Source organism: Sphingosinicellaceae bacterium, assembly GCA_019285715.1.
In the GTDB taxonomy this organism is placed as follows: domain Bacteria; phylum Pseudomonadota; class Alphaproteobacteria; order Sphingomonadales; family Sphingomonadaceae; genus Glacieibacterium.
Map to the genome: position 1 here is coordinate 452242 of CP079108.1, position 24530 is coordinate 476771.

The following is a 24530-nucleotide window of genomic DNA, read 5'->3' on the forward strand; positions in this document are numbered from 1 at the left end:
GCTTTCGATCGGGCGGTCATGGTCGTCGAGCATGGCCCCGATCATCGCCGTTGATCCGCCAAAGCCTCTGGCGGTCCACCTCGACTCGGGTGGTCAACGGGAACGCTAGGTCGCAGAGCCGGGTAGTTGCCGCAGTGTCTCCGGCGACGGGGTGGTTCCGACCGCACGCTGGCACCTGTTTCTGTACGCTGACCGCAGCCGACGCTTGAACTTCGGGTCCGCCACGGGCGGTCTCTCCCTGGGCTGAGCGAGACCGCGTCATCACGGCCTCTCGATTGGCCTGATCTGGCCGAAGGACGGCTGCGCCTCGACCGCCTTGCCGCAATGGCTAGGCGAGGACTTTCTTCCCCTGCCGCGCGCGGCATTCCTCGCGAGGCAAGAAAGTCCGTACCTCAGCCATCCTCCGCTGCGCTGCGGCCCGTGTCCGCGGGCTTAGCCCGGGCCGGGTGCGTCGTCGTTCGCCTCCGGCCGACGACAAGCCATCGAGGCCGCGATGGTCGCGGGCTCGATCACAAGGAGAACCACCATGGCGAACATCGGCAACTTCAAGAAGGTCGGCAGCGAGTATCAGGGCGACATCGTCACGATGCAGGTGCAGGCACGCAACGTCCGCATCGTCCCCGAGGACAACCGCACCAACGACAAGGCTCCCAGTCACCGCGTTTTCGTCGGCCGCGCCGAAATCGGTGCCGCCTGGAGCGAGACCTCGAAGGCGGGCCGCGACTATCTCTCGGTCAAGCTCGACGATCCCAGCCTGCTCGCACCGATCTACGCCAACCTGTTCGAGGCCGAGGGCGAGGAAGGTTTCAGCCTCGTCTGGACCCGCGGTCGCAAGCCGAACGGCGACTGACGGCAGCGCGACGCCCCGCCCGGCAACGGGCGGGGCGCTTCGCTACGGCTTCCGCTTAAGCCGCTTGATCGGAGGTTGCTGAGCAACTTCTAGCGGCAGCTCGGCGAACAGGTCGACCACGGCGATGCCGAGCGCCGTCGCCAGCTCGGCCATCGTCTTCAGCGTCGGATTGCGCCGACCCTTCTCGAGACCGCTGAGATATTGCTGGCTGAACCCGCATTGATCGGCGAACACCTCCTGCGACCAGCCGCGAGCACGTCGCCGTTCGGCGACGTTCCTCCCGACCAGGTGCCAGATATCCATCCCGCTCGGGATGGCGACCCACACACTTTAATGTTATCAACTCTAGTATGTATCGATGCGGCATCGCGCCATGCGCGCGGTAAAGCTTTGCACTTGCAACACCCGCGCGTGCGAGGTTAACGATCAAGCCATCGATCCAGCGCGCGAGGGCAGGCGATGGACTATCCCCTTCTTGACGAGCCGCCGGCTGACGCAGTCGTCACCGACTACGATATGGCACATGCCGGCTGTTATCTCCGTCTATTGGATGCTGACGCCGAGAAAGCGGACTGGCGTGAGGCGGCAACGCTTGTGCTCGGCCTGGATTGCATTGCCGCTGCGGATCGTGCGCACCGAGTGTACTCAGCGCATCTCGAACGCGCGCGTTGGATGACGCGCGAAGGGTATAAGCATCTGCTTACGGGCAGAAAAGATTAGTTCCACGTAAAACGTTGCTGCGCAGATGCTGCAAGAATGTCGCAGCGGCAACCTGCAGCAAATTTGGTAGTTTACTACTCCCGGGAGTCGAAGCAGGGCTCGCGGCCAACGCGGAGCAGGTCGCATGCCGTCGCCTGACTGGCGGTCCGGACGCGGGTATGAAGATGTCGCAGCCAGCGGCAGGCGCGGTCTTGCTTGGGAATTTCTGCGGCGCAATCCAGATTATGTCGCCGAGTTCGGCGATGGCAGCGATAGCGCTTCGTCCGATAAGGACGAACGCGTCGAGCCTTGGGGGTTGCGATTTCGCGGCAGACCCTTCGCTCGGCTGGCGATCTGCCAATGCCTTCTGGCGGCCGGAGGTCGCAGCCGATGTGGTGTCGTTCGCTTCGTCGCCCGCGAACTTCAGCGGCGGGCCGACAGTCGCTGATCTGCAGCGTTTTGCTGTCGTCACACGACTTGCCACCGATGGACTGCACCTGCTTTGGGATGACCGAACCCAGCTATGGGTTACGGGCGACGCTCGAGGCGAGCAGCCACTCGTCGCGTTGCTTCCACTCGACGAAAACTCAGCGCGAAGACTGATCGCGACCACGTTTGCGAGTAATACCAGATCCCTTGGTCTCTGACTCAACGCGGGGGATTCCCAAGCAGGTCGTGATCTGATTCAACATCGCATGCTGTGGGAGGTTTGCGGTGGCATCAGCGGTTGGGCTTCGGGACGACTTTGACGGGGCTGGTCTTCGGCGGCAGGCGCGACTGAGCGGGCACGCGAACCAGGTTCGGCGGTTGCTGGCGCTGGCGGTGATTTACGATGGCGGTGCGCGGCACGAAGCGGCGCGGGTCGGTGGTGTTGGTCTGCAGACGGTTCGGGATTGGGTTTTGCGGTTCAATGCCCAAGGCCCTGATGGCTTGCTGGATGGCAAGGCACCTGGTCCGCGCCCGGTACTTGGTCCCGAGCATAAGCGGGCGCTGGCTGCGATCATCGAGCAAGGCCCGATCCCGGCCTCGCATGGGGTGGTGCGCTGGCGGATCGTTGACCTGATCCAGTGGCTGTTCGACGACTATGGCGTGTCGGTGAGCAAGCAGACCCTGAGCCGTGACCTGCGCGCCATGGGCTACCGCAAGCTGACGGCCCGGCCCCGGCATCATGCGCAAGGGGCCGATGCCATCGACGTTTTTAAAAAGACTTCCCCGCTCAGCTGGCAGCGATCGAAGCGACGCTCCCAGTTGGCACGCCTATAGAACTCTGGTGGCAAGACGAGGCCCGGGTCGGCCAGAAGAACGGCATCACGCGGCGATGGGCCAAGCGCGGGACCCGGCCATCGGCGCCCAAGGACCAGCGCACCACGTCGGCGTATATCTACGGCGCGATCTGCCCGGCCGAGGGCAAAGGCGCCGGTCTGGTCCTGCCACGCTGCAACACCGAGGGGATGACGCTGCATCTCGCGGAGATATCCGCCGCCGTGGCATGCGGCGCCCATGCCGTGCTCCTCCTCGATCAGGCGGGGTGGCACGGCTCAAGGGCGCTGGTCGTTCCGGCCAATATCACCCTCTTGCCGCTGCCACCCAAGTGCCCCGAACTCAACCCCGTCGAAAACGTCTGGCAGTTCATGCGCGACAACTGGCTGTCGAACCGCATCTTCAAATCCTACGATGACATCCTCGATCATTGCTGCTTCGCCTGGAACCGTCTCACCGATCAGCCGTGGCGGATCATGTCGCTCGGACTGCGGACATGGGCGCATGGGTTCTGATCAGAGAGTCTTGGTATAACAGGCTTGCCGGCGTACGGGGGCCGTCGCCGGTCAGGATGACGGCGCAGGCACGCAATCGCTTTGCGCTTCGGCTTCGCGCACTGGATGGATTACGTGACGGGGCGACCCGCCGTGCAATCGCGATCGGCCTCTTTGGCGCTGCCAGAGTTCCTGACGGCGTTGCTTGGAAGTCCAGCGAGCTGCGGAGCTTGATCTACCGGCTTGTCGCCGATGCGCTTGCCCTGTCACGCGGCGGCTACCTCCAGCTCCTGGGACAACGGATTGGGGTCGTCAGCGGCTTAGCGACTTTCGAGTGATAATTCAGAAAAACTGCCATCTGTTGGGCAGTTGAGTATTCGGAAAGATCTCAAAATCAGACATTTACAGCTGACTCGCCGTTTCCCTGATTCTGCAACCATGTGCCCGCCTCTACGCCAAGAATGGAGTCAACCGGCGGGAGGCGGTGACCCTCTGGGCGCGGGAGCGAGAATCCACTGAAACGTGCTGCACTTGGCGGATCAAACTCGATCAATCTCCAGCACTGGTGCGAACCCGCCGCCGGGAGTTCGCATGTTGGTTGTTTGACCTTGGTAGAGCCTGGCGGCTGCTAAGATAGGTAGAGCCCCATAAGTGAATATTCGGATATCGACCTTTAGTGACGGATGCGTTTCGCCGTCGCTGGTAGTGCGAATGCCGGGGCGCGCAAAAGTCTGAGCGACATAGTCGCCACGGGTAATCTCACCCCAGACTTTGGTGGTGAGCTTTTCCCCGCGGTAGGTGGCCTTGCTGCCATAGCCCTTCGCCGGCTTGAAGAACAGATTACGACGGTCGTGCCAGAGTGCGTCAGCATTATTCTCCGAAACAATACTCGTCTTTGGAACGCATTCGCGAAGCACTGCGATCAGATCAGAAGCCAGTCCCCAGTCTTCGAGCTGGGCACCGTTCGACATCAGGGCAAGATTGCGCTTGTCGGCCAGCAAGGCGTGCACGTGCGGGTTCGGTGTGAGGACGACCCGCCCTTTCTCATAGGCCGCCCGCAATGCCGAATGACGCGTCTCCTCCAAGCCAAAATCGACCAGACGATTGTAGACAAGGTAGATCTTTTGACCGTCAAGCGCGAGCGTTTCACCATCGAATTCGAGGGTTGCCGCATCAGCGATTATCGTTTCGAAACCTGAGGCGTCGAGCAGGGCCTCAGCCAAGCGGAATTCGGGATAGAGAAACTGTCCAATCGGGTCATCATCGACGATAGCGATACGCACAGGCTCACCGATCCGGCCTTGCAACTGCCATTCGGCAACGAACATCTTCTTTACCGCGTGGGCGAAGCTATCCTCTGTTGTGCTGGCAAACGGGACCCTGCCGCCAGCACAGCACGCTCGCTGCGCCCGTGCCAAAAGCGCGTTTAGAAAAGCGCCGCCAGCATTCGAATTGACCTCGATCAGTTGCGGGCCTTTCGGGGTAATGTGGAAATCATATCCCATGAAGACACCGAGCGGTCCGAAATCCCTGACGGCGATTGCCGGACCATAGGCGAGCGCGGCGGCTTGGTAGCCTGCCAAGCGCGACACCGTCTCGATCGCGGTGATCACATGTACAATTTGGTCGAGCGTGTCGGTTGGAACGAAAATTGGGACATTGGAAAACAAATTTGGATGGGTGGCCGCGAGATCAGCAGCGAAGCCGGCCTCGCCAACCTCGTGATCAAGTGCGGCTGCCAGATCAGGCTGATCGAGTGTAATGCAAAAGCAGCCGCGGTTGAGGCGCTCCGCCCGGTTATCGGGCCCGTCAGTGGTCGTTGGATCGATGTCAGCCTCCTGTGCGATTGATGTCGGACGCTGGACCGTTGTCCGCCGGTACGATCTGTCCGCGTCGCGCCGATGCGATCGCCTGTTTAATCTGATCTGCACCGAGCCTCCCGACAAATAGCCGGTTGCCCATAACAAGTGCAGGCGTTCCGCCGATATTGAGCAGTCGTGCCTCGCGATCGGTTCGTTCCAGGCTGGCGTCGATGTCGCCACGATGGGCGTCGAGATCGACCAGCAAGCGTTGCCAGTCGGTGCCTGACCGCGCGGCTTGCGCGGCCAAGGACGTATCATCGAACCCTGTCGTGCCGCGCATCAACACATCATTCATGGCCGCGTGACGACCTTGCCATTGAGCGGCGATGGCAAGGCGGGCGGCGCGGCGCGAGCGATCCCCAAAGATTACCCAGTCCTTGTAGACAAGGCGCACCCTGCCATCATCCGAAACTGCCTTCTCAAGGTCCTTATGCAGCAGGCGGCATGACGGACATTGGTAGTCCGAGAACACGTAGATCGTCAGATCGTAGCGGGGCGGCGCGCGTGACGGCGCTACCGGATCCGCTAATTGCTCGGGTGACGTCAGAAGTACCGGATCGGGCAATCCGGGTGGCATGAGACGGCTACGCGCCAACAGGAGCAGTTGCGCTCCAACCACCAATGCGAGCATCGCCGCCAGGAGCTTGATGCTGCGCCATCGACCGCGGATAAGCTCAGGCTTGGCAGTCTCTGTGGTCATCCTAGAGCGTCACCGTGCGCAGCCGCAGGGCGTTGACGATGACCGAGACCGACGACAGTGCCATCGCGCCGGCAGCGATGACGGGGCTGAGCAGGATGCCGAACACCGGATAGAGGACGCCCGCCGCGATCGGAATGCCCGCGGCATTGTAGACGAACGCCAGCCACAGGTTCTGGCGGATGTTGGCCATCGCCGCATGGCTCAGCTTGCGGGCGCGGACGATGCCGGTCAGGTCGCCCTTGATAAGCGTCACGCCTGCCGCCTCGATCGCAACATCGGCGCCGGCTCCCATGGCGATGCCAACATCGGCGGCGGCGAGCGCGGGCGCGTCGTTGACGCCGTCACCTGCCATCGCGACCTTGCGGCCCTCTGCCTTGAGCCGCTGGATGACGGCGCTCTTCATCTCGGGCGACACTTCGGCCTCGATCTCGGTGATGCCGACCCTTTTCGCTATCGCTTCGGCCGTTGCCCGGTTGTCACCGGTCAGCATGACGACGCGCAGGCCGAGCGCCTTAAGCTGCGCGACCGCGTCGGCCGTTGTCGGCTTGATCGGGTCGGCAATTCCAAGAACTGCTGCCAGCTTACCGTCGATGCCGAGAAAGACGGCGGTTCGGCCCTCTGCACGCCAGGAATCCGCGGTGGCGGCCGCTTCGCCGGTATCGATGCCGTTTTCGGTCAACCATGCTTTGGTGCCGGCGATGACGGAACGGCTCTCGATGCGGCCACTGACGCCCTTGCCGATCGTAGAAGCGAACGCGTCCGCAGCTGGCAGCGTCAACTTGCGTTCGTGCGCGGCGGCGACGATCGCTGCTGCCAGCGGATGCGCGCTGCCCTGCTCGAGCGCCGCCTCGAGCCGCAGCGCGTCGTCCTCGCGGACGCCGTTGAAGGTGACGATGGCCTCGACCTTGGGTTTGCCCTCGGTCAACGTGCCGGTCTTGTCGACGACCAGCGTGTCGATGGTCTCGAGCTTCTGCAGCGCCTCCGCCGAGCGGATCAGCACGCCGATGCCGGCGCCGCGCCCGACTGCGACCATGATCGACATCGGCGTTGCTAGACCGAGCGCACAGGGGCAGGCGATGATCAGCACCGCGACCGCGGCGACAAAGCCATTGGCGACCGTGGGGGCGGGGCCGAACGCCACCCACGCGGCAAACGCCAGCACCGACGCAAGCAGCACCGCAGGCACGAACCAGCCCGCCACCGCATCCGCAAGGTTCTGAATCGGCGCGCGGCTGCGCTGGGCATCGGCAACCAGCGCAACGATGCGCGCCAGCATCGTATCGCGGCCGACAGCATCGGCGCGCATGACGAAGCTGCCGGTCTGGTTGAGCGTGCCACCGATGACCTTGTCGCCGGCAGCCTTGGTCGCCGGGATCGACTCGCCCGTGACCATCGCCTCGTCGACCGCGCTGCTGCCCGAGACGATGACGCCATCGACCGGCACCTTGTCGCCGGGACGGACGCGTAAGGCGTCACCCTTTGCCACCTGGTCCAGGGGAACCTCCTCGTCGGCACCGCCGTCGCGGAGGCGCAAAGCGGTCTTCGGAGCGAGATCGAGCAGCGCGCGGATCGCGCCACCGGTTTGATCGCGGGCGCGCAGTTCGAGAACCTGCCCGAGCAGGACCAGGACCGTGACGACGGCGGCTGCCTCGAAATAGAGCCCGATCATGCCGTGGGCATCGCGGAATGCTGGGGGAAACAGCTGCGGTGCCGCAACCCCGACCAGACTGTAGAGATAGGCCGCGCCAGTACCGATCGCAATGAGCGTGAACATGTTGAGCTTGCGGGTGACAAGCGAGCGCCAGCCTCGCACGAAGAACGGCGCACCGGCCCACGCGACGACCGGGGTTGCCAGCGCAAGTTGCAACCACGCGTTGACCGTATTCGAGATCGGTAGGCGCAGTCCGAAGACATGGCCGCCCATCTCGATAATGAACAGCGGTAGCGCGAATACCAACCCGATCCAGAAGCGCCGCGTCATGTCGGCGAGCTCGACGTTTGGCGGGGCGTCGGCGGTGATCTCGACGGGCTCAAGTGCCATGCCGCAGATCGGACATGCGCCCGGCCCGACCTGTCGGATTTGCGGGTGCATGGGGCAGGTGTAGATTGCGCCGGTTTCCGCTGGCGCGTCGGTCAAGGGTTTCGGCGTCAGGTAATGGTCCGGGCTGGCGACAAACTTGGTCTGGCAGCCGGCCGAGCAGAAATGATATTGCATCCCTGCATGTTCGGCGCTTAATTTGGTTGTCGCCGGATCGACAATCATCCCGCAAACCGGATCTTTCTCCGATGCCGTCGACCGTGCGTCATGATCGTTGCGGATTGTCGATTGAAGCATGGAGTTGTCGGTCATGGCAGTTCTTTCACGGCGGGCTGACGCAGCTGTCGTTCGACCGACGAGGGGAAGAGAAGCGGTATGAACACCCAGTATCTCCTTACCCAAGGCATCTAGGGTCTGACACCGTGCCATGGTCAAATGTCGATCATGCGCGGCTAGGGAGCCTGCCCCTGTGACTAATACGCGACCGGGAAGGTTTGCCCTTATAAAGCTGAGCCAGGCTGGACATCACGGCAAGCCCCTGTCGATCAGGGTCAGCGTGCTCGTGCGACTGGGGATGAGGGCAAATAGCAAGCACCGCGTAAGCGATGTTAGAGGGCGGGAGTGAATAGCATGGACGATATCGACAAAGTGCTGGCGAGACTCGCAGCTGCTCCCATCCCGGCCGGGTTAGATGGACTGGAGGCGCGGGTGTTCGCACGGATCGGGAAACAGCCGACCACGCGGTCTGCCGGGCTCGGCCTGGGTGCCATTATGGTTACAGCGCTGGCGATGGGCATGGCGAGTACCGGCATTCCCGCAGCAGCGAGCGCGGATGCCAGTGCCAGTCTCATGCCGCTTGGCGGCATTTTCCCCCTCGCACCCTCGACCTTGCTTGCAGGCACGCCATGACCTCGACCCCGAAGCTAGCCTTGTGCATCGTCCTGGCCTTCATTGCGGCGATCGGCGGCGTGTTCATCGGGCGCGCGCTGTTGCCCGCTCCGAGGCAGCCGAGCCAGGAACTGCACGATGTGCTGCACGAGAAGCTTGCCCTCGACAGTGGTCAGCAGGCTCGCCTGATGGTCCTCGAACAGCGGTACGCAGTGCAACGGCGTGCGCTCGAGCTTGAATTACGCGCCGATAACGCGCGGCTCGCCGAGGCGATCGAGGCAGAGCACGGCAACGGTCCGCGCGTCGCGGCCGCGGTCGATCAGAGCCATGGGGCGATGGGCGAGCTGCAGAAGGCGACGCTGGCGCACATCTTTGCCATGCGGCAGCTGTTGCGGCCCGACCAGACATCGCAGTTCGACCGGGCGGTGGTGAAGGTGCTCACCGACGATGCACGGTGAGCCTCGATTTAACGGCACTTTCCGATGGAGAGCTTGCCGCGCTTAGCCTCGCTGGCAGGCAAACCGCCTACGCCGAAATCATGCGCCGCCACGGCTCTGCTGTGTTCCGGCTGATACGAAACCATATCGGCGACCCGGACGAAGCGCTGGATTTGTCCCAGGACACGTTCATCGCGGCGTATCAGGCGCTACGTCGTTACGATCAAGCTCGTCCCATGCGGACATGGCTTTCGGCCATCGCGCTCAATAAATGCCGTGATTGGGGGCGGAAGCGCGCGGTGCGCCGCTTGTTGTCGTTTGCCGTTCCGATTGGCGCTCAAGCCGAGAACATCGCCGATGAGACGCCGTGCATCGATGACGCTGCCGCCGATCGGCAGGCCCTGGAGCGGGTGTCGCGCGCCATTGCCGAGTTACCCGTCAATTTGAAGGAACCACTGATCTTGCGAACGATCGAGGGGTTCAGCCAAGCCGAAACGGCGGCGATCCTGTCGATCAGCGAGAAGGCTGTCGAAACCCGGCTCGCCCGCGCCCGCGCCAAACTCGTGGAGAAACAGAGTAGCTGTTGAGGGCAGATATACGGGGCCGCGTATCACAGTTGAACGGACCAATGCGTCCAGCAGCGATCCAGGAGTCCCATGACCCGTATTCTCGACCGTCGCCAGCTGTTGCGCGGTGCTGCCGTCGCCGGCGGTGGACTCGCGCTCGTGTCCTGGATGCCCGCTTGGGCACAGACGGTATCGCGTGGCATTGCCGCGCCGCTACCAACCGTGTCCGGTCAGGACATCGCGCTCACCATCGCCCGCCAGACGATGATGATCGATGGCCATGAAAGCCACGCGATCGGCTTGAACGGCACGGTGCCGGGGCCGTTGATCCGGCTTCGTGAGGGCCAGAATGTTCGCTTGATCGTCAACAACGACCTCGACGAGGACAGCTCGATTCACTGGCACGGTCTGCTCGTTCCGATGCAGTTCGACGGTGTGCCCGGGATCTCCTTTCCCGGCATCAAGCCGCGCTCCCGGTTCGTGTACGAATTCCCGATCCGGCAGGCGGGCACCTATTGGTATCACAGCCATTCAGGGCTTCAGGAGCAGCTTGGCCATTACGGTCCGATCGTGATCGATCCGGCAGGCGCCGATCCGGTCCAGTTCGATCGAGAGCACGTCATCGTGCTCTCCGACCACAGCCAAGAGAGCCCCGACGTCATTTTCCGTCACATGAAGGTGATGTCGGGCTATTATAACCGCCAGAAGCAGACGCTTTCAGGTGTTCTCGCCGGAGACGATCAGCCGCTCGACGAACGTGTCCGCTGGGGCGGGATGCGAATGGACCCGGCCGACATCGCCGATGGCACTGGGGCTACCTATACCTATCTGGTAAATGGTCACGGACCGCGCGACAACTGGACCGCGCTGTTCAAACCGGGCGAGCGCGTGCGGCTGCGCATCATCAACGCGTCCTCAATGACGACATTCAACGTTCGCATTCCCGGACTTCCGCTGACGATCGTTCAGGCCGACGGTAACGACGTCAGGCCGGTCGAAGTCGACGAGTTCCAGATCGGCGTTGCGGAAACCTATGACGCCATCGTCACGCCGACCGACGACCGCGCTTATACGCTGGTCGGCGAAAGCGTCGACCGGTCCGGGATGGCGCGGGCCACCCTCGCCCCGCGCGTTGGCATGGTGGCGCCTGTTCCCGAGCTTCGCAAGCGCCCGCTGGCGACGATGAAAGACATGGGCATGGATATGCCAGGCATGGGCGGCATGAAGATGTCGGGTGCCGACACGATGGCGAAGCGCGGGCTCGATCCCAGCGCCGAGCAGAACGTGTCGGCCGCGCTTGCTACGGCGTCTGCCGCGGTATCAATGCCGACGGATCGTGGCGCGATGGCCGGCATGGATCACAGCAAGATGACTGGAATGCAGGGCGGTGCAAGCGGGATGGATCATGCCGCGATGGGTGGCATGCCAGGCCAGATGGACATGGGGTCGATGTCGATGCGCGACTTCTCCAAGGCACCCGACGTGAAGAAATCTGCGGGCGTATCGACAATCGCCGCCATGCCGATGGACCGAACTGACTATCCCGGACAGGGCCTGGAGAACGTCGGGCACCGCGTGCTGACCTATCGCGACCTGATGGCGACAACCCGCAATCCCGACGTGCGCGCGCCGTCGCGCAGCCTCGACATCCATCTGACCGGCAACATGGAGCGCTTCATGTGGTCGTTCGACGGGGTCAAGATGTCGGATACGATGGAGCCGTTCGCCTTTACCCAAGGCGAGCGCGTGCGGGTGACCTTGATCAACGACACGATGATGGCGCACCCCATCCACCTTCATGGTCACTTTTTCGAATTGGTGACCGGTCACGGCGACCATGCGCCGCGCAAGCACACGGTAATCGTCCAGCCGGGTGGCAAAGTAAGCTGGGATCTTACCGCCGATGCGGTCGGCGACTGGGCCTTCCACTGCCATCTGCTTTACCACATGCATGCCGGCATGATGCGCACTGTTAGCGTGCGTCCCAAGGGGGACGCAGCATGAAGTCGCTGCTGGTTGTGACGGTCGCTGCGACAATGCTCGGTCTGTCGTCGGCCGCGATGGCGCAGGACCATTCGATGGACGGGATGCAAATGCCGGGCATGAACATGCCGATGGCTAAAACGGCCACGCCCAAGAAAGCCGGCTCTCGCAAGCCGACACTCGTGCAACCGCCTCAGGGCGCAAACTCGATGGGCCAGACGAAGCCGACTCCGGCTGCTGCCCCCTCGGTGCAAATGCGAGGAATGGCCAGCGAAACGGGCGCGACACCGTCGCCGCAGTCTGACCAGGTAATGCCCGGAATGCAGATGCAGGGCGAAACAGATCAGAAGCAGATGGGCGCGATGCCCGACATGCAGATGTCCGGGACGGCGCTTTCCGCCGGCACTGCACCGCCGCCGCCGCTCCCGAGCGATCACTATGCCGATCGGTTCTTCCCCAGCACGGTAATGACCGATGCCCGTGACGGGATGATGCATGAGCAAGGCGGCCAGAAATTTTATCAGGTGATGTTCAATCTCGCGGAACTCCAGATCCGCCACGGCAAGGATGGATACCGTTGGGACGGCGAGGCGTGGTTCGGTGGCGACATCAATCGCGTCACGCTTAAATCCGAAGGCTCGGGCGCATTTCGCGAGGGCGTCGATAGTGCAGAAGTCCAGGCGCTCTTCAGCCGGGCGGTGGGACCCTATTTCAACCTTCAGGCCGGCGTTCGCCACGACTTCCAGCCATCACCGACGCGTACCTATGCCACCGCCGGATTCGAAGGGCTTGCGCCCTACATGTTCCAGTTAAGCGGCGCCGCATTTCTCTCGGAAAAGGGGGATTTGCTCGGTAGGCTCGAAGGCTATTACGACCAACGCATCACGCAGCGACTGATCCTGCAACCCCGCGCCGAGCTTAATTTCGCGGCGCAAGACGTTCCGGAAAATCGTTACGGCGCGGGCCTCGTCAACGCCGAGCTCGGGCTAAGGCTGCGCTACGAGATTGCCCGCGAGTTCGCCCCTTATATCGGCGTCTCCTATGAAGCGAAGACCGGACGCAGCGCTGACTTTGCGCGCGCCGACGGACAGAGCTCGACGACGACGAGCTTCGTCGCCGGGATCCATTTCTGGTTCTGACCGCAGCGAGGGACGGGACTTCACGATGAACAAAGACACTCTCCGACGCCACCTTCCCAGCATGACATTTCTTATGGTCACCATCGCAATCTCTTTAAGCGTGGCCGCGGCAGTCATTTTCTCGGGTGCATATAACGTCGCCGCTGATGAACCACACACGGCAGCGGGTTTCCAGCTTCTCGACAGTGTGCGCGAACGCTCGATCGCGGTTCGCGCGCGCGACATCAGTCCCCCTGCCGACCTGTCGTCGCCAAAACGGATAGCGATTGGGGCAGGCTTGTACGCGGAGATGTGCTCGGGTTGCCATCTTGGGCCGGGCGTCGAGCGCAGTGAGCTAAGCCAGGGCCTCTACCCCCGGGCGCCCGAACTTGCGCGACCGCAGAACATGACAGCGGCCGAGCAGTTCTGGATCATCAAGCACGGCGTCAAGATGAGCGCGATGCCTGCTTGGGGAAAGACGCATCCCGATCAGCTGATGTGGGATATGGTTGCGTTCGTCCGCGAAATGCCAAGCATGTCATCGGCACAGTACCGCACGCTCGTCGCGAGCGCCCCTGCCGACCACGATAAGATGATGGGCAAGGGCAGCGAAGATCACGACGGCCACATGCATTAATGCTGCCAGCGCATCTCTAGCCGAGCCGCAAAATTACGACGAAGGGAGGCTGACAATGCAACAGGGTGAAAAAATGAAGATGGGGTACGGCCGCTTCGCAGCGATGATCGCGACGTCGACCGTCGTAATGTTCGGCCTTATGTACCTGAACACCTATGCGTTGAGTCACGTCTTCTACAGCCAGACGCGAACCTGGATGGCTATCTACATGGGCGCAGTGATGGCGATCATCATGCTCGGTTTCATGTGGTCGATGTATTCGAGCAGCCGCGTTAATCTGGCGATCGTTGCGGGCAGTGCCATCGTGTTCGCCGGCGCACTCTGGCTGGTGCGCAGTCAGCAAACGGTCGATGACGTTTCCTACATGAAGGCGATGATCCCGCATCACTCGATCGCGATTATGACCAGCGAGCGCGCGCACATCAAGGATCCAGCGGTCCGCAAGCTCGCAGACGGCATCATCAATGCACAGGTTCGGGAGATCGCCGAAATGAAGAAGATGATCGCTAGGCTCGAGGCCACGCCGGTCCCGGAGGGTGCACCAGATCTGCCATCGTATCGCGACAGAGGCGCCGCCCAACCAACGCCGCAGACCAACGAAAGCGCCGGCATCAATACGCTTCAGCCGATCCATTGAAAGAGTCCGCTATGTCTGACGCCGTTCCTGAACTGCTTTCCGACGCGCAACGACGGCAACGCGCTCTAGCAAGCTGGGAAAATGAAGGCGGAGCCGGCCCGAACGGGCCTTTGGAGGCGGTTCATTTGCTCGCCGGAAAGGGGCCACTTCCCAAAATGGGCGAAGCCGAGATGGTGGCGCTGCACGTCAGGATAATCGCGCTTGAAAATCTTGTAGTCGCACTTCTTGCAACGGCATCGCCCCATCAGCGTCAAATCGCACGAGACATGGCCGCCTACATATCGCCACGCCCCGGTGCGACGGCGCATCCGCTGACGACACTTGCTGCGGGCCACATGAACGATCTTGTCGAGCGGGCGCTTCGCTTCGAGGCAATCGCGACGGACATCTCCAGCTCCTGATTGCGCTGGTGCCGCCGTCTGCCAATTAGCTTTCAGCTGTGCCGCCTTTACGCTGGGCCGGGACTACTCATCGACAGCGAGCTTTCAAGGGACATAGGCAACCGTGCCGGCGCGACCGGCGGATCCTTTGCCTAGTCGGGGTTAGGAGCGCTCCGCCCCTTCTCCCCCAGCAACTACAATCAACCAGGCTTGGCTCACTGCGCTGCGCCTTCACCAACACTTGGTCGGATTGCCATTTCTCCCTCTCTCGCGGCTGTTCGCCACGAGGCAAGGCCGATGGCGCGGTGCCATCGCCCTAACGGCAGATTGGAGAGAAGAGAGTGAACACTCAGCCCATTCTTTCGAACGACCTTGTTGCTAGCCCCCGCAAGGTGCGCAAGGTGAGCCCGACAGGCGAGGTGGGCTGAGAAGTCGCGATCAACGATCGACCCGTTTCGGCACCGGAAGTAACTCACTGAACGACCAGAGTCGGGCAATAGTTGCCGACCGCACATAGTGAACGTGCGGTCGCTTACCTCATCTCGCCGCCGCAAAGCGGTCGGGCCGGTTTCCTCCGTGATCACCTTCCGCGAAGGGGTGCCGTTTCCGACAACGCAATCTTCGGACTCCCTCCTTTCTCGAGCCCTTCGCCATGGTGCTCGTCACGACCCGCCGCCTTTCCGCAGCGCGCCATGACGTTTGAGGAGCCGTCCCATGTCCGCCAACGTCGCCGGACTTCCGTCCCGCTATCTGCGAACCCCAGAAGCTGCGCGCTTCCTAAGCCTGTCGCATCGGACGCTAGAGAAGCATCGATGCTACGGTACCGGTCCGCGCTATTCGAAGGTCGGCGGCCGCGTCATCTACCGGGTCGATGACCTTCAGGCTTGGGTCGATCGGGGCGTCAAATCCTCGACCAGCGATCCCGGCATAGACACCGTTCTTCCCGCGAAGCGTCACGCCGCGATCGCGCCGGCATACGCCACTAGCAATCGCTGAGCCTGCCGCGCCGTGCCGCACCGCAAGCGATCTTCAGAGCGCGACCAGCTCGAACTCTTCCGCCCGACCGCGCGCAACATCGCCCCACGGGATGCGCAGGATCTGATGGCCTATCCGTTCTTCAGCCTGGCCAAGTCGCGGCGAACGAAGCCGATCGATTTTCGCGCCGGTGACATCAGCGTTCGTGTCGACGCCGACAATGCCTACGGCATGGCGACAATCTGGGACGCCGATATACTGATCTGGGCGGCAAGCCAGATCGTCGACGCCCGCGACGCCGGCTTCCCCACTTCGCGCCTCATGGCGGCGACGCCGTACGAGATCCTGACTTTCATCGGGCGCGGCACCTCAGTTCGGGATTACCTGCGGTTGAAGGCCGCGCTTGACCGCCTCCAGGCTACAACCATCGCGACCTCAATCCGTCAGCCAACCGCGCGGCGGATGCACCGCTTTTCTTGGATCAACGAGTGGAAGGAGCGCGCAGACGGCCAAGGCCGCGTCACCGGTGTCGAGTTGATCCTTCCCGACTGGTTCTATTCAGCGGTGGTCGACGACGCGCTCGTACTGACGATCGACCCGGCTTACTTTAATCTGCTCGGCGGGTTGGAGCGCTGGCTATACCGCGTCGTCCGCAAGCATGGCGGCCACCAGCGCGGCGGCTGGCATTTCGATCTCCGCTATTTGCACCTGAAGTCGGGCAGCCTGTCGCCACTTCGCCGCTTCGCGTTCGAACTGCGGGACCTCGTCCGCCGCCAGGCACTGCCCGGCTATCGTCTAGGACTTGTCATCGAGCGCAAACGGACACTGCTGACTTTCGCGCCCGCCTGTGGACAGGCTGTGGAACCGCTCGTGCTATCGGGAACACCGGGGCTCGTGCTATCGGGAACACCCCGCTCGTGCTATCGGGAACGAAAATCCGGCTTAAGCCTTGGATATTATGCGGCAATTCCGCTTCGTAACTTAGAGTCTAACCAAGAATCTAACTTGGTTGTAGAGCGCGGCCGATCTGGGGATGGTTCTCCGACGGTCGCCTCGAACCGCCGAACGGCGCGATGATCGTCGCCTTGCTCAATCAGAAGGGCGGTGTCGGCAAGACCACGTTAGCGCTTCACCTCGCCGGTCGTTGGGCCAGAAAGGGAAGGCGCGTTCTCGTCGTCGATGCCGATCCGCAGGGGTCGGCGCTCGACTGGTCAGAGCAGCGCGCCTCGCTCGGCCATCCGCGCTTGTTCGGAGTTCTGGGGCTGCCGCGCGAGACGCTGCATCGCGAGCTTCCGGCAATCGCCGCCGATGTCGATCACGTCATCGTCGACGGTGCGCCGCGCATTGCCGGCGTCGCGCGCTCTGCGCTTCTCGCCGCCGATATAGTGCTCGTGCCGGCAACGCCGTCGCCGCTCGACGGCTGGGCGTCGGCCGAGATGCTGCGGCTGCTCGACGAGGCGCGCGTGTTCCGCCCGGACCTCGTCGCGCGCATGGTGCTCAACCGCTGCGCCACACGTACTGTAATCGCACGCCAGACCGCCGAGGCTATGGCCGACCAGGAACCGCCGGTTCTGATAGCACGGGTCGGCCAGCGAGTAATCTTTGCGGAAGCCGCATGCACGGGGCAGTTGGCGCAAGAGCTCGATCCCGGCGGCCTCGCTGCCGCCGAGATCGCCGCCCTGGCAACCGAGATCGACGGACTGAGCCGATGAGCGCTCCGCGGCAGTCCGCTCGCTTTGCAGCGCGACCCGGCACTCCGGATGCTTGGGTTAAAGCCAGCGCGTCGGATGGGCTATCCGTGAAGCCCGATCCGTACGATGCCCGGCTGACCATCGATATCACGACGACGCTGCGCGGGCGGATCAAGGTTGCCGCGTTCAGCCGCGGGCTGACGGTTGCGGACATGCTCCGGACCCTGCTTGAGCGTGAGTTCGGCGAAGGCGGCGGGCCATTGCTATGACCAATATCACCGAGGTCGAATTGACCCACATTCCCGGTTACATCGAGCGCTGGCTCCGGTTCGGCAATCCGGTGCGAGACCGCATCGTCGACCGCCGCCGGCGCATTATCGAATTCGCGCCAAGGCAGGTCTTCGCCTTCGTGCGCTGGGCGGCGAACGACCATGGGACCGTGCTCAGCAGGATCGATATTGCCCGTACGGTCGAAGCGGGAGAGCCGTCGACCACGATCCCCAGTGTCCGACCGGGTGGGGAAACCCTTCTGCGCCTGTCGGGTTGGCCGAAAGTCCAAGCTGTGCTCGCCGCGATCGACGCCGCCGAGAAAGTCGCTGCGGCGACTGACGTGTGCCCGGACCACTGGCGACACGTCCATCAACGGCTGACGGTCGGAGAACCGGCTCGAGCCTATTCGCGAGGTCAGCATCGCGCGTGGGTTCTCAGGCGGAGGGTCGGGCTGTGAACCGCTCCTCGCCATTGGCTGCAATCGCCGCGACGATGTCGATAGCAGCCGCGGTGCTGGCGACGGTAGCGTGGAAGATGCCACCACGGCTCATCTGGAATGTGTCCGCTAGCATTCCTCTAGGCCTGTACCTGGTCCGCCCGTCGCCTGATCCCCAACTGGGCGAACTGGTCGCCGCAATGCCACCGGGAGCACTGGCATCGTTCATGGCGACGCGGCGCTATCTCGGGGTCGGTGTTCCGATGCTGAAACATGTCGCCGCGCTTACCGGCCAGACGGTTTGCCGATCAGGGCGGCGGGTTCGCATCGATGGAGTCTTCATTGCGAGCGCGCGGCGCGTGGACAGCCTCTCGCGCGCCTTGCCGATTTGGAGCGGCTGTCATCGGGTGACGAGGAATGATGTGTTCCTGCTCAATTCAAACGTCAGCGACAGTTTCGACGGGCGCTATTTTGGGGTGCTGGCACGATCAACGGTGATCGGTCGCGTAGTACCGGTGTGGACCTGGAAACGCGAAGCATGACGCGAATGGGCCGCCGCTTCCGAATCAGCGGGGTTGCCATCACAGTTATCCTGCATGCGGCCGCGGCGACCGGCGAGACATTCCCGATCCGTCCCACATGCCGCGCCTTCATTGCTGACGCGGCACGAACAGCGGGGCTTCCTGATCCGTGGATAGCTGCCGTGATGCGCGCGGAAAGTGGCGGCGACCCAAATGCAGTTTCATTTGCAGGCGCTCAAGGCTGCATGCAGATTATGCCGTCGACCTGGCGCGATCTGCAGGGCCGCGGCATTGCTGGGCCCGATCCGTTCGACGCTCGGGCCAACATGCTTGCTGGCGCGATCTACCTGCGCACCATGCACGATCGCTTCGGTTGGCCCGACGCACTTGCCGCCTATCACGCCGGTGCCGGTCGCTTTGAAAACTATCTTGCCACTGGACGGCGGCTGCCATCCGCGACCTTGGTTTATGTCGATCGGATCTCGTCCTGGCTTGGTGGGGTGCGACCGGCGACGATCGTATCACCGGCCGTTGGTCATTTACGGCCATGGACTGAAGCACCGATTTTCATCGTCAGCAACACTCCTCGACAAAGTGCTGACAGAAATCAGCTCGGGCCGAGCGCACCTGTCCCGTTTGCCGGTGATGTCGACGAATTCCCCTTCGAGGAGACCGGGAAAAGCGCTCGAAGCCCGATCTTTGTAGTCAGTCGCCCATGATCTGCCCCCACGAGATCGATCGTAGGATATCGCACACTGGAGGGCCTGTGTGTGAGATGCAGCTCATTGGAAAGGCAAGGATAGGCGAGGGCAGGATAAAAGCCGCAAGGTGCGAGGCGGTCGGGGAGGCAAATAGCGCAGCGATATCAAGCATCGCTAGCACCTTGCGATCGAGCATGCCAATGTTTGCCGACGCGGAAAACGGCGGCTTTCCGCCATTTAACGCACCTTGCGTCGAAAATCGCGATGTCGACTGACGACGACCTTCGCATTCGCCCTGGACGCGTCAGAGCCGGCGGCCCTCGCGTCGAGACATTTCTCAACAGGGCCATCCGCGCCGCGCAAAAGGCGGGTGGCCTCCGGGTCCGGTCAGGCAAAGCCAGTCGGTTCGGTCGCGGTCGATCGGCGACACTGGCCGCATCCCACCGACTAGCCGACCGGTCGCGCGGTGCGATTATAAAGGCGCGGGTCGTGCGTCGGATGCGGACGCCGGGCGCGCTGGCGGCGCATCTGCGCTATCTCGGCCGCGACGGCACGACCCGTGACGGCGAAGCCGGCCGCTTATTCGACGCGCAGATAGATACGCCGGACCCGCATGCCTTCGCGGATCGATGCGACGGCGACCGCCACCACTTTCGCTTCATCGTCTCGCCCGACGACGCCGCCGATCTCGCCGACCTGAAAACTTTCACCCGCGAGTTGATGATCCAAGCCGAGCGCGATCTCGGCACGAAGCTCGACTGGGTCGCGGTCGATCACTGGAACACCGAGCACCCGCACATCCACGTTCTCGTCCGCGGTCGAGCCGACACCGGCGACGACCTCGTCATCAGCCGCGACTATATCAGCCGCGGCTTGCGCGCGCGGGCTGCGGGCCTGGTCACCCTCGAGCTCGGTCCGCGCACGGAGATCGAACTGCGCCGTAATCTCGACGCGCAGGTAGACGCCGACCGGTGGACAAAGCTCGATCGCGCGCTAGCGACGGAGACCAGTGACCGGATCGTCGATCTGCGGCCCGACCCCTTTGCCGTTCCCGATCCACTGCGCGAGACCAAGATTGGGCGGATCCGCAAGCTCGAACGCCTCAGGCTCGCCGAACCCGCAGGCGTAGGTCGTTGGCAGCTCGATGTTGACGTCGAGCTGCGACTTCGCGCGCTCGGCGAGCGCGACGACATTATCAGGCGGCTACATCGCAGCCTCGGCAATGATCGCAGTGCGAGCCTTGTGCTCGACGGCGAGCGCCAGCCGACCGGCGTCGTCGGCCGTCTCGTCGCTCGCGGCCTCGACGACGAGCTTCGCGGCAGTGCCTTCGCTATCGTCGAAGGCATCGACGGCAAGGCGCATCATCTCCGCCTCGGCAGCTTAGAAGCGACCGGCGACGGCCCGGTTGGCTCGATCGTCGAGCTGCGGCGGTTTGCCGACGCCAAGGGACAGCATAGAGCCGCGCTCGCGGTGCGCTCGGACCTCAGCCTCAAACAGCAGATCAGCGCAGACGGCGCGACCTGGCTCGACCGGCAGCTGGTCACGCGCGCACCGCTGCCGCTAAGCGATGGCGGTTTCGGCAGCGACGTCAGGCAAGCGCTGGGCGACCGGGCCGAATATTTGGCGGAGCAGGGCCTCGGGACGCGCGACGGCAACGGGCATTTCTCGCCGATACGAAATCTGCTCCACCGGCTGCGCGACAGAGAGGTCGCGGCGACAGGGCAGCGTCTCGCCGCCGAAACCGGTCTGACGCCGCACCCCCACGTGCCCGGCGAGCTCGCCGCCGGCCTGCCGGTCTCGGGCACCTACCGCAAGCGGCTGACGCTGGCGTCAGGAAGGTTCGCGATGATCGACGACGGCCTGGGTTTCCAGCTCGTTCCGTGGTCGCCCGGGCTTGAGCGACATCTCGGGCAGGCAGTATCGGGCGTCACGATGCCCGGCGGCGGGATCGACTGGACGATGGGGCGCAAGCGCGATCTCGGCATCTGACAATCGTCCGTTCTGCGCGCTGCGCTGCGACTGAGCGCGATCATTGATGCTGCACCCTTGAGCAACGCCGCCGATGGTGGCGAACGTGCGAATATGTCAGCAACGCGGATCCTTTGGGGCCAGCTGCTCCTAGTTTCGGTGATCGCTTTCGGATCTGTTTGGGCGGCTACGGAGTGGACGGCATGGCGGCTAGGCTTTCAGGCCGAGCTGGGCGCGCCGTGGTTCATGCTGGGGCATTGGCCGGTCTATGCGCCGCTGAAGCTGTTCTTCTGGTGGTACTGGTTCGACGTCTACGCCCCCCATGTGTTCGAGCGGGGCGCCGCTATCGCGGTGTCGGGCACGATCCTCGCCATCGCCGCGGTGCTGACGCTGTCGGTCCGCCGCGCGCGCGAAGCAAGCGAGGTGACAACCTATGGTTCGGCGCGCTGGGCGACGCGCAACGAGGTGGGCGCGGCCGGCATGACCGGCGACGCCGGCGTCATCCTCGGTCGATACGACGCGCACTACCTCCGCCACGATGGACCCGAGCATGTGCTGTGCTTCGCGCCAACGCGGTCGGGCAAGGGCGTCGGGTTGGTCGTGCCGACGTTGCTGACGTGGCCGGCGTCGTGCATCGTTCACGACATTAAGGGCGAGAACTGGACCCTCACCGCCGGCTGGCGCGCCAGGTTCGGCCGCGTCCTGCTGTTCGATCCAACCAACGCGGCGAGCGCCGCCTACAATCCGCTCCTCGAGATTCGCCGCGGTGCCAACGAGGTCCGCGACGCCCAGAACATCGCGGACATCTTGGTCGATCCCGAAGGCGCGCTCGAACGCCGGTCGCACTGGGAAAAGACCAGCCACGCGCTCCTTGTCGGGGCCATCCTGCATGTGCTCTACGCGGAGGCCGACAAGACGCTCGCCGGCGTCGCCAACTTCCTGTCCGATCCGCAGCGGACGATCGATGTCACGCTAAAGGCGATGCTGGCGACTCCCCACCTCGGCGACCGGCCCCACCCGGTTGTCGCCTCGGCGGCGCGCGAGCTGCTCAACAAGTCCGACAATGAGCGCTCAGGCGTGTTGTCGACTGCGATGTCGTTCCTCGGCCTCTATCGCGACCCCGTCGTGGCAAAGGTCACAGCGCAGTGCGACTGGCGGATCGACGATCTGGTTTCAGGGGACCGGCCGACGACACTCTACCTCGTCGTGCCGCCGTCCGACATCGCGCGGACCAAGCCGCTGATACGGCTCGTGCTCAACCAGATCGGTCGCAGGCTGACCGAACGGCTCGATCATGCCGGTCATCGCCACCGCCTGTTGTTGATGCTCGACGAATTTCCCGCGCTCGGCCGGCTTGACTTCTTCGAGAGCCAGTTGGCGTTTATGGCGGGCTACGGCATCCGCGGCTTCCTGATTGCCCAGAGCCTCAACCAGCTTGAGCGGGCCTACGGCCCCAATCACGCCATCCTCGACAACTGCCATGTCCGCGTCGCTTTCTCGACCAACGACGAGCGAACCGCCAAGCGGGTGTCGGACGCGCTCGGCACTGCCACTGAGATTCGCGATGCGCGCAACTATGCCGGGCACCGCATGGCACCGTGGCTCGGACATCTGATGGTCAGCCGCCAAGAGACGGCTCGACCGCTGTTGACGCCCGGCGAAGTGATGCAACTGCCGGCGACTGAAGCTGTCGTGCTGGTCTCCGGCCTGCCGCCGGTGCGGGCGACGAAGGCGCGGTACTTCGCGGATCGGCAATTGGCACGGCGAGTGTTGCCGCCCCCGGCAGCGACAGTCTGGCGCACCGCGCGAGATCACGATTGGGACGCAGACGCTCCACTTGTCGCTGCAGTGGCAATGGCGACCGAGCAGGTCGGCAAACAGACGGCCGATGGCGGGCTACGCCGCGAGCCGGAGCTTCCTGAACACGAGGAGGTGACTCCGCAACAGCCGACCATGGACGAGCCGGCGCCCGCGCCGGAAAACGAATTTGAGGCCGAAGTGGTGCGCACGCGATCGCTTAACGGCCAGCAGCGCGTGGCGGCGCGTCAGGCGTCGCTCGATCCCGGCGATGGGCTGGAATTCTACTGATGCGCAAGCAGCAGCTGACGGTGTATCTCGAACCGGCGACATTCGCCGATCTTTCGGCCTACGCGAGCCGACGCGCCCATCCAAAATCGCTGGTTGCGGAGGCCGCGATCGCATCGTTCCTTTCGCCAGACGCCGCCGGACGCCAGGAGGCAGCAATCGCCAAGCGCCTCGATCGGATCGTGCGCGTCTTAGAACGGCTAGAGCGGAACGACACGATCGCGGTCGAGACGCTGGCATTGTTCATTCGCTCCTGGTTGACAGCGAACCCAGCGACGACGGATCAGAGTTCGCCCGCAGCGCGGGCAAAGGGCGCCGAACGCTATGATCGCTTTGTCGAAGCTCTTGGTCGGCGGCTGTCGTCCGGCACTTCACTGGGTCGCGAAGTCGCGCAGGACATTCCGGCGGGGCTTACCAATTTAGGCGACTGATAAACTGACTCTCGCCCATTGATCAGGATAGCCCTGTAAATTTGCGGGCGGACTTTGAACCGAGCCGACGTCTTGAGAACGCGCCCGTGATCTGCTAGTGGTATTTCACTAACTAATGAATATTATTCAACATAATCCATATTATCGGACTTGAGATGAATGGGTAGGCCAACGGGAGATTGTAGCGTCGGCAGTAAAGCCAACCTGCATAGCCCGCCCGGCCGGCGACGGCGTCCCACAGCCGTAGCCTCAGTCGTCCTTGAACTCCTTGAACCACGCATTCCTCTTCGAAGGTCGTATCGCCCACAGGCACTTGCCGGACCGATTGTCGAACGGTCGCTTCCAGGGGCCCGAAAATCGATGCACGATGTGCCCTTCGCGCCCGTGGATTTTGTTAACGAGCGGCTTCTCGCCAAACTTTTCCGAAAAGGTTTTGAGCATCAAATGCTCGAAGTCCTTGAACGCGTTCGGCGACCGGCCATCGCCAACGGTCTCCATAAAGAACTTGAACGGCACGTCCCGTAAAGAGAGCGACATGTCGAAGATCCAATTGACCAGGTGCGAGCGGAGCCGGTTTGCTATTCTGCCGCGGCCAATATACATGACTTCCGACGGCCCGCACTCGTAGTTTACCGCGAAGCCGCCGCCAATTGCGATGACGTAGACGCCGTTGGCGATCCGGTTGAAGTCCTGCGACGCCAAGTAGTCGTTATCGTAGGATGCTCGCCACGTCTCCCGCATCTGCTGAATGATGAAGTCAACGGTCAGCTTGCGGATCGAGAGTTTAACCTCCGGGGGCTGCAAGGTATACCTATTAAGGTCGAACCCAAGCTGTCGCGCCACGTCGAAGATACTGATCGGACCCGTCTCCGCCCACCCGATCTCGATGCTAGCCATGCCTTA

28 protein-coding genes are annotated in these 24530 nt (G+C 63.1%); 23 read left to right on the forward strand and 5 right to left on the reverse strand.

Annotation, left to right across the window (positions count from 1 at the left end):
- The first annotated feature begins 526 nt into the window (after positions 1 to 526).
- Entirely contained in the window at positions 527 to 850 is a 324-nt protein-coding gene (locus KX816_02190) for a DUF736 domain-containing protein (GenBank protein ID QXQ06898.1), read from the forward strand.
- Positions 851 to 892: 42 nt separating this feature from the next.
- Here the strand turns inward: KX816_02190 and KX816_02195 are convergent, their stop codons facing one another.
- On the reverse strand, positions 893 to 1153 hold the full coding sequence (locus KX816_02195; protein QXQ06899.1) for a helix-turn-helix domain-containing protein: 261 nt from the start codon (positions 1151 to 1153) through the stop codon (positions 893 to 895).
- Positions 1154 to 1309: 156 nt separating this feature from the next.
- On the opposite strand from KX816_02195, the gene KX816_02200 reads away from it, so the two are divergent.
- The 4 genes from KX816_02200 to KX816_02215 all read left to right on the forward strand — a co-directional run bounded on the left by KX816_02200 (position 1310) and on the right by KX816_02215 (position 3641).
- Positions 1310 to 1570 carry a DUF2285 domain-containing protein gene (locus KX816_02200; protein QXQ06900.1) on the forward strand — a complete coding sequence of 87 codons (261 nt, stop codon included), beginning with the start codon at positions 1310 to 1312 and terminating at the stop codon, positions 1568 to 1570.
- Positions 1571 to 1728: 158 nt separating this feature from the next.
- Positions 1729 to 2196 (forward strand): hypothetical protein, encoded by a 468-nt coding sequence (locus KX816_02205; protein QXQ06901.1) that lies wholly within the window; start codon positions 1729 to 1731, stop codon positions 2194 to 2196.
- A 67-nt stretch (positions 2197 to 2263) separates the two neighbouring features.
- Positions 2264 to 3324, forward strand: a protein-coding gene (locus KX816_02210) for an IS630 family transposase (protein ID QXQ06902.1) whose coding sequence is annotated in 2 segments (ribosomal slippage) — positions 2264 to 2756 and positions 2756 to 3324 — 1062 coding nt in all. Because the reading frame shifts where the segments join, the coding sequence is not laid out codon by codon here.
- Between the two features lie 56 nt (positions 3325 to 3380).
- Complete coding sequence (locus tag KX816_02215) at positions 3381 to 3641, forward strand: DUF2285 domain-containing protein (protein ID QXQ06903.1); 261 nt, start codon at positions 3381 to 3383, stop codon at positions 3639 to 3641.
- Positions 3642 to 3842: 201 nt separating this feature from the next.
- On the opposite strand, the gene KX816_02220 is transcribed toward KX816_02215, so the two are convergent.
- The 3 genes from KX816_02220 to cadA all read right to left on the reverse strand — a co-directional run bounded on the left by KX816_02220 (position 3843) and on the right by cadA (position 8200).
- Positions 3843 to 5045: a hypothetical protein gene (locus KX816_02220; GenBank protein QXQ08352.1), complete on the reverse strand. Its 1203-nt coding sequence runs from the start codon at positions 5043 to 5045 to the stop codon at positions 3843 to 3845.
- An 88-nt stretch (positions 5046 to 5133) separates the two neighbouring features.
- On the reverse strand, positions 5134 to 5865 hold the full coding sequence (locus KX816_02225; GenBank protein QXQ06904.1) for a thioredoxin domain-containing protein: 732 nt from the start codon (positions 5863 to 5865) through the stop codon (positions 5134 to 5136).
- A gap of 1 nt (position 5866) precedes the next feature.
- Positions 5867 to 8200, reverse strand: coding sequence for a cadmium-translocating P-type ATPase (gene cadA / locus KX816_02230; protein QXQ08353.1), 2334 nt, complete (start codon positions 8198 to 8200; stop codon positions 5867 to 5869).
- A gap of 333 nt (positions 8201 to 8533) precedes the next feature.
- Between cadA and KX816_02235 the strand changes: the two genes are divergently transcribed.
- The 18 genes from KX816_02235 (at position 8534) to KX816_02320 (ending at position 23627) form a co-directional block, all read left to right on the forward strand.
- On the forward strand, positions 8534 to 8812 hold the full coding sequence (locus KX816_02235; protein ID QXQ06905.1) for a hypothetical protein: 279 nt from the start codon (positions 8534 to 8536) through the stop codon (positions 8810 to 8812).
- Positions 8809 to 9249 (forward strand): periplasmic heavy metal sensor, encoded by a 441-nt coding sequence (locus KX816_02240; GenBank protein ID QXQ06906.1) that lies wholly within the window; start codon positions 8809 to 8811, stop codon positions 9247 to 9249. The genes KX816_02235 and KX816_02240 overlap by 4 nt, the downstream gene beginning before the upstream one ends.
- Positions 9246 to 9815, forward strand: coding sequence for an RNA polymerase sigma factor (locus tag KX816_02245; protein QXQ06907.1), 570 nt, complete (start codon positions 9246 to 9248; stop codon positions 9813 to 9815). The genes KX816_02240 and KX816_02245 overlap by 4 nt, the downstream gene beginning before the upstream one ends.
- 69 nt (positions 9816 to 9884) lie before the next feature.
- The gene (locus KX816_02250; GenBank protein QXQ06908.1) at positions 9885 to 11798 is read left to right on the forward strand and encodes a copper resistance system multicopper oxidase; all 1914 of its coding nucleotides are present in this window, start codon (positions 9885 to 9887) and stop codon (positions 11796 to 11798) included.
- Positions 11795 to 12916 (forward strand): copper resistance protein B, encoded by a 1122-nt coding sequence (locus KX816_02255; GenBank protein QXQ06909.1) that lies wholly within the window; start codon positions 11795 to 11797, stop codon positions 12914 to 12916. Before KX816_02250 ends, KX816_02255 begins: the two co-directional genes overlap by 4 nt.
- A gap of 25 nt (positions 12917 to 12941) precedes the next feature.
- On the forward strand, positions 12942 to 13532 hold the full coding sequence (locus KX816_02260) for a cytochrome c (protein ID QXQ06910.1): 591 nt from the start codon (positions 12942 to 12944) through the stop codon (positions 13530 to 13532).
- Positions 13533 to 13587: 55 nt separating this feature from the next.
- Positions 13588 to 14169, forward strand: coding sequence for a DUF305 domain-containing protein (locus KX816_02265; protein QXQ06911.1), 582 nt, complete (start codon positions 13588 to 13590; stop codon positions 14167 to 14169).
- Positions 14170 to 14180: 11 nt separating this feature from the next.
- Entirely contained in the window at positions 14181 to 14570 is a 390-nt protein-coding gene (locus tag KX816_02270; GenBank protein ID QXQ06912.1) for a hypothetical protein, read from the forward strand.
- A 693-nt stretch (positions 14571 to 15263) separates the two neighbouring features.
- A complete protein-coding gene (locus KX816_02275; GenBank protein ID QXQ06913.1) occupies positions 15264 to 15545 on the forward strand; it encodes a helix-turn-helix domain-containing protein in 282 nt (93 codons plus the stop codon).
- Between the two features lie 12 nt (positions 15546 to 15557).
- A complete protein-coding gene (locus tag KX816_02280; GenBank protein ID QXQ06914.1) occupies positions 15558 to 16601 on the forward strand; it encodes a replication initiator protein A in 1044 nt (347 codons plus the stop codon).
- Positions 16598 to 17236 (forward strand): AAA family ATPase, encoded by a 639-nt coding sequence (locus tag KX816_02285; protein ID QXQ06915.1) that lies wholly within the window; start codon positions 16598 to 16600, stop codon positions 17234 to 17236. Before KX816_02280 ends, KX816_02285 begins: the two co-directional genes overlap by 4 nt.
- The gene (locus KX816_02290; protein ID QXQ06916.1) at positions 17233 to 17484 is read left to right on the forward strand and encodes a hypothetical protein; all 252 of its coding nucleotides are present in this window, start codon (positions 17233 to 17235) and stop codon (positions 17482 to 17484) included. Before KX816_02285 ends, KX816_02290 begins: the two co-directional genes overlap by 4 nt.
- Entirely contained in the window at positions 17481 to 17942 is a 462-nt protein-coding gene (locus KX816_02295) for a DUF2840 domain-containing protein (protein ID QXQ06917.1), read from the forward strand. The genes KX816_02290 and KX816_02295 overlap by 4 nt, the downstream gene beginning before the upstream one ends.
- Positions 17939 to 18463: a S26 family signal peptidase gene (locus tag KX816_02300; GenBank protein ID QXQ06918.1), complete on the forward strand. Its 525-nt coding sequence runs from the start codon at positions 17939 to 17941 to the stop codon at positions 18461 to 18463. The genes KX816_02295 and KX816_02300 overlap by 4 nt, the downstream gene beginning before the upstream one ends.
- A 5-nt stretch (positions 18464 to 18468) precedes the next feature.
- Positions 18469 to 19161, forward strand: a complete 693-nt coding sequence (locus tag KX816_02305; GenBank protein ID QXQ06919.1) for a lytic transglycosylase domain-containing protein — start codon at positions 18469 to 18471, stop codon at positions 19159 to 19161.
- A 246-nt stretch (positions 19162 to 19407) separates the two neighbouring features.
- Entirely contained in the window at positions 19408 to 21132 is a 1725-nt protein-coding gene (locus tag KX816_02310; GenBank protein QXQ06920.1) for a DUF3363 domain-containing protein, read from the forward strand.
- Between the two features lie 93 nt (positions 21133 to 21225).
- Complete coding sequence (locus tag KX816_02315) at positions 21226 to 23199, forward strand: conjugal transfer protein TraG (protein ID QXQ06921.1); 1974 nt, start codon at positions 21226 to 21228, stop codon at positions 23197 to 23199.
- Positions 23199 to 23627: a CopG family transcriptional regulator gene (locus KX816_02320; GenBank protein QXQ06922.1), complete on the forward strand. Its 429-nt coding sequence runs from the start codon at positions 23199 to 23201 to the stop codon at positions 23625 to 23627. The genes KX816_02315 and KX816_02320 overlap by 1 nt, the downstream gene beginning before the upstream one ends.
- Positions 23628 to 23876: 249 nt before the next feature.
- Here the strand turns inward: KX816_02320 and KX816_02325 are convergent, their stop codons facing one another.
- Positions 23877 to 24524: a hypothetical protein gene (locus tag KX816_02325; protein ID QXQ06923.1), complete on the reverse strand. Its 648-nt coding sequence runs from the start codon at positions 24522 to 24524 to the stop codon at positions 23877 to 23879.
- Positions 24525 to 24530: the final 6 nt, after the last annotated feature.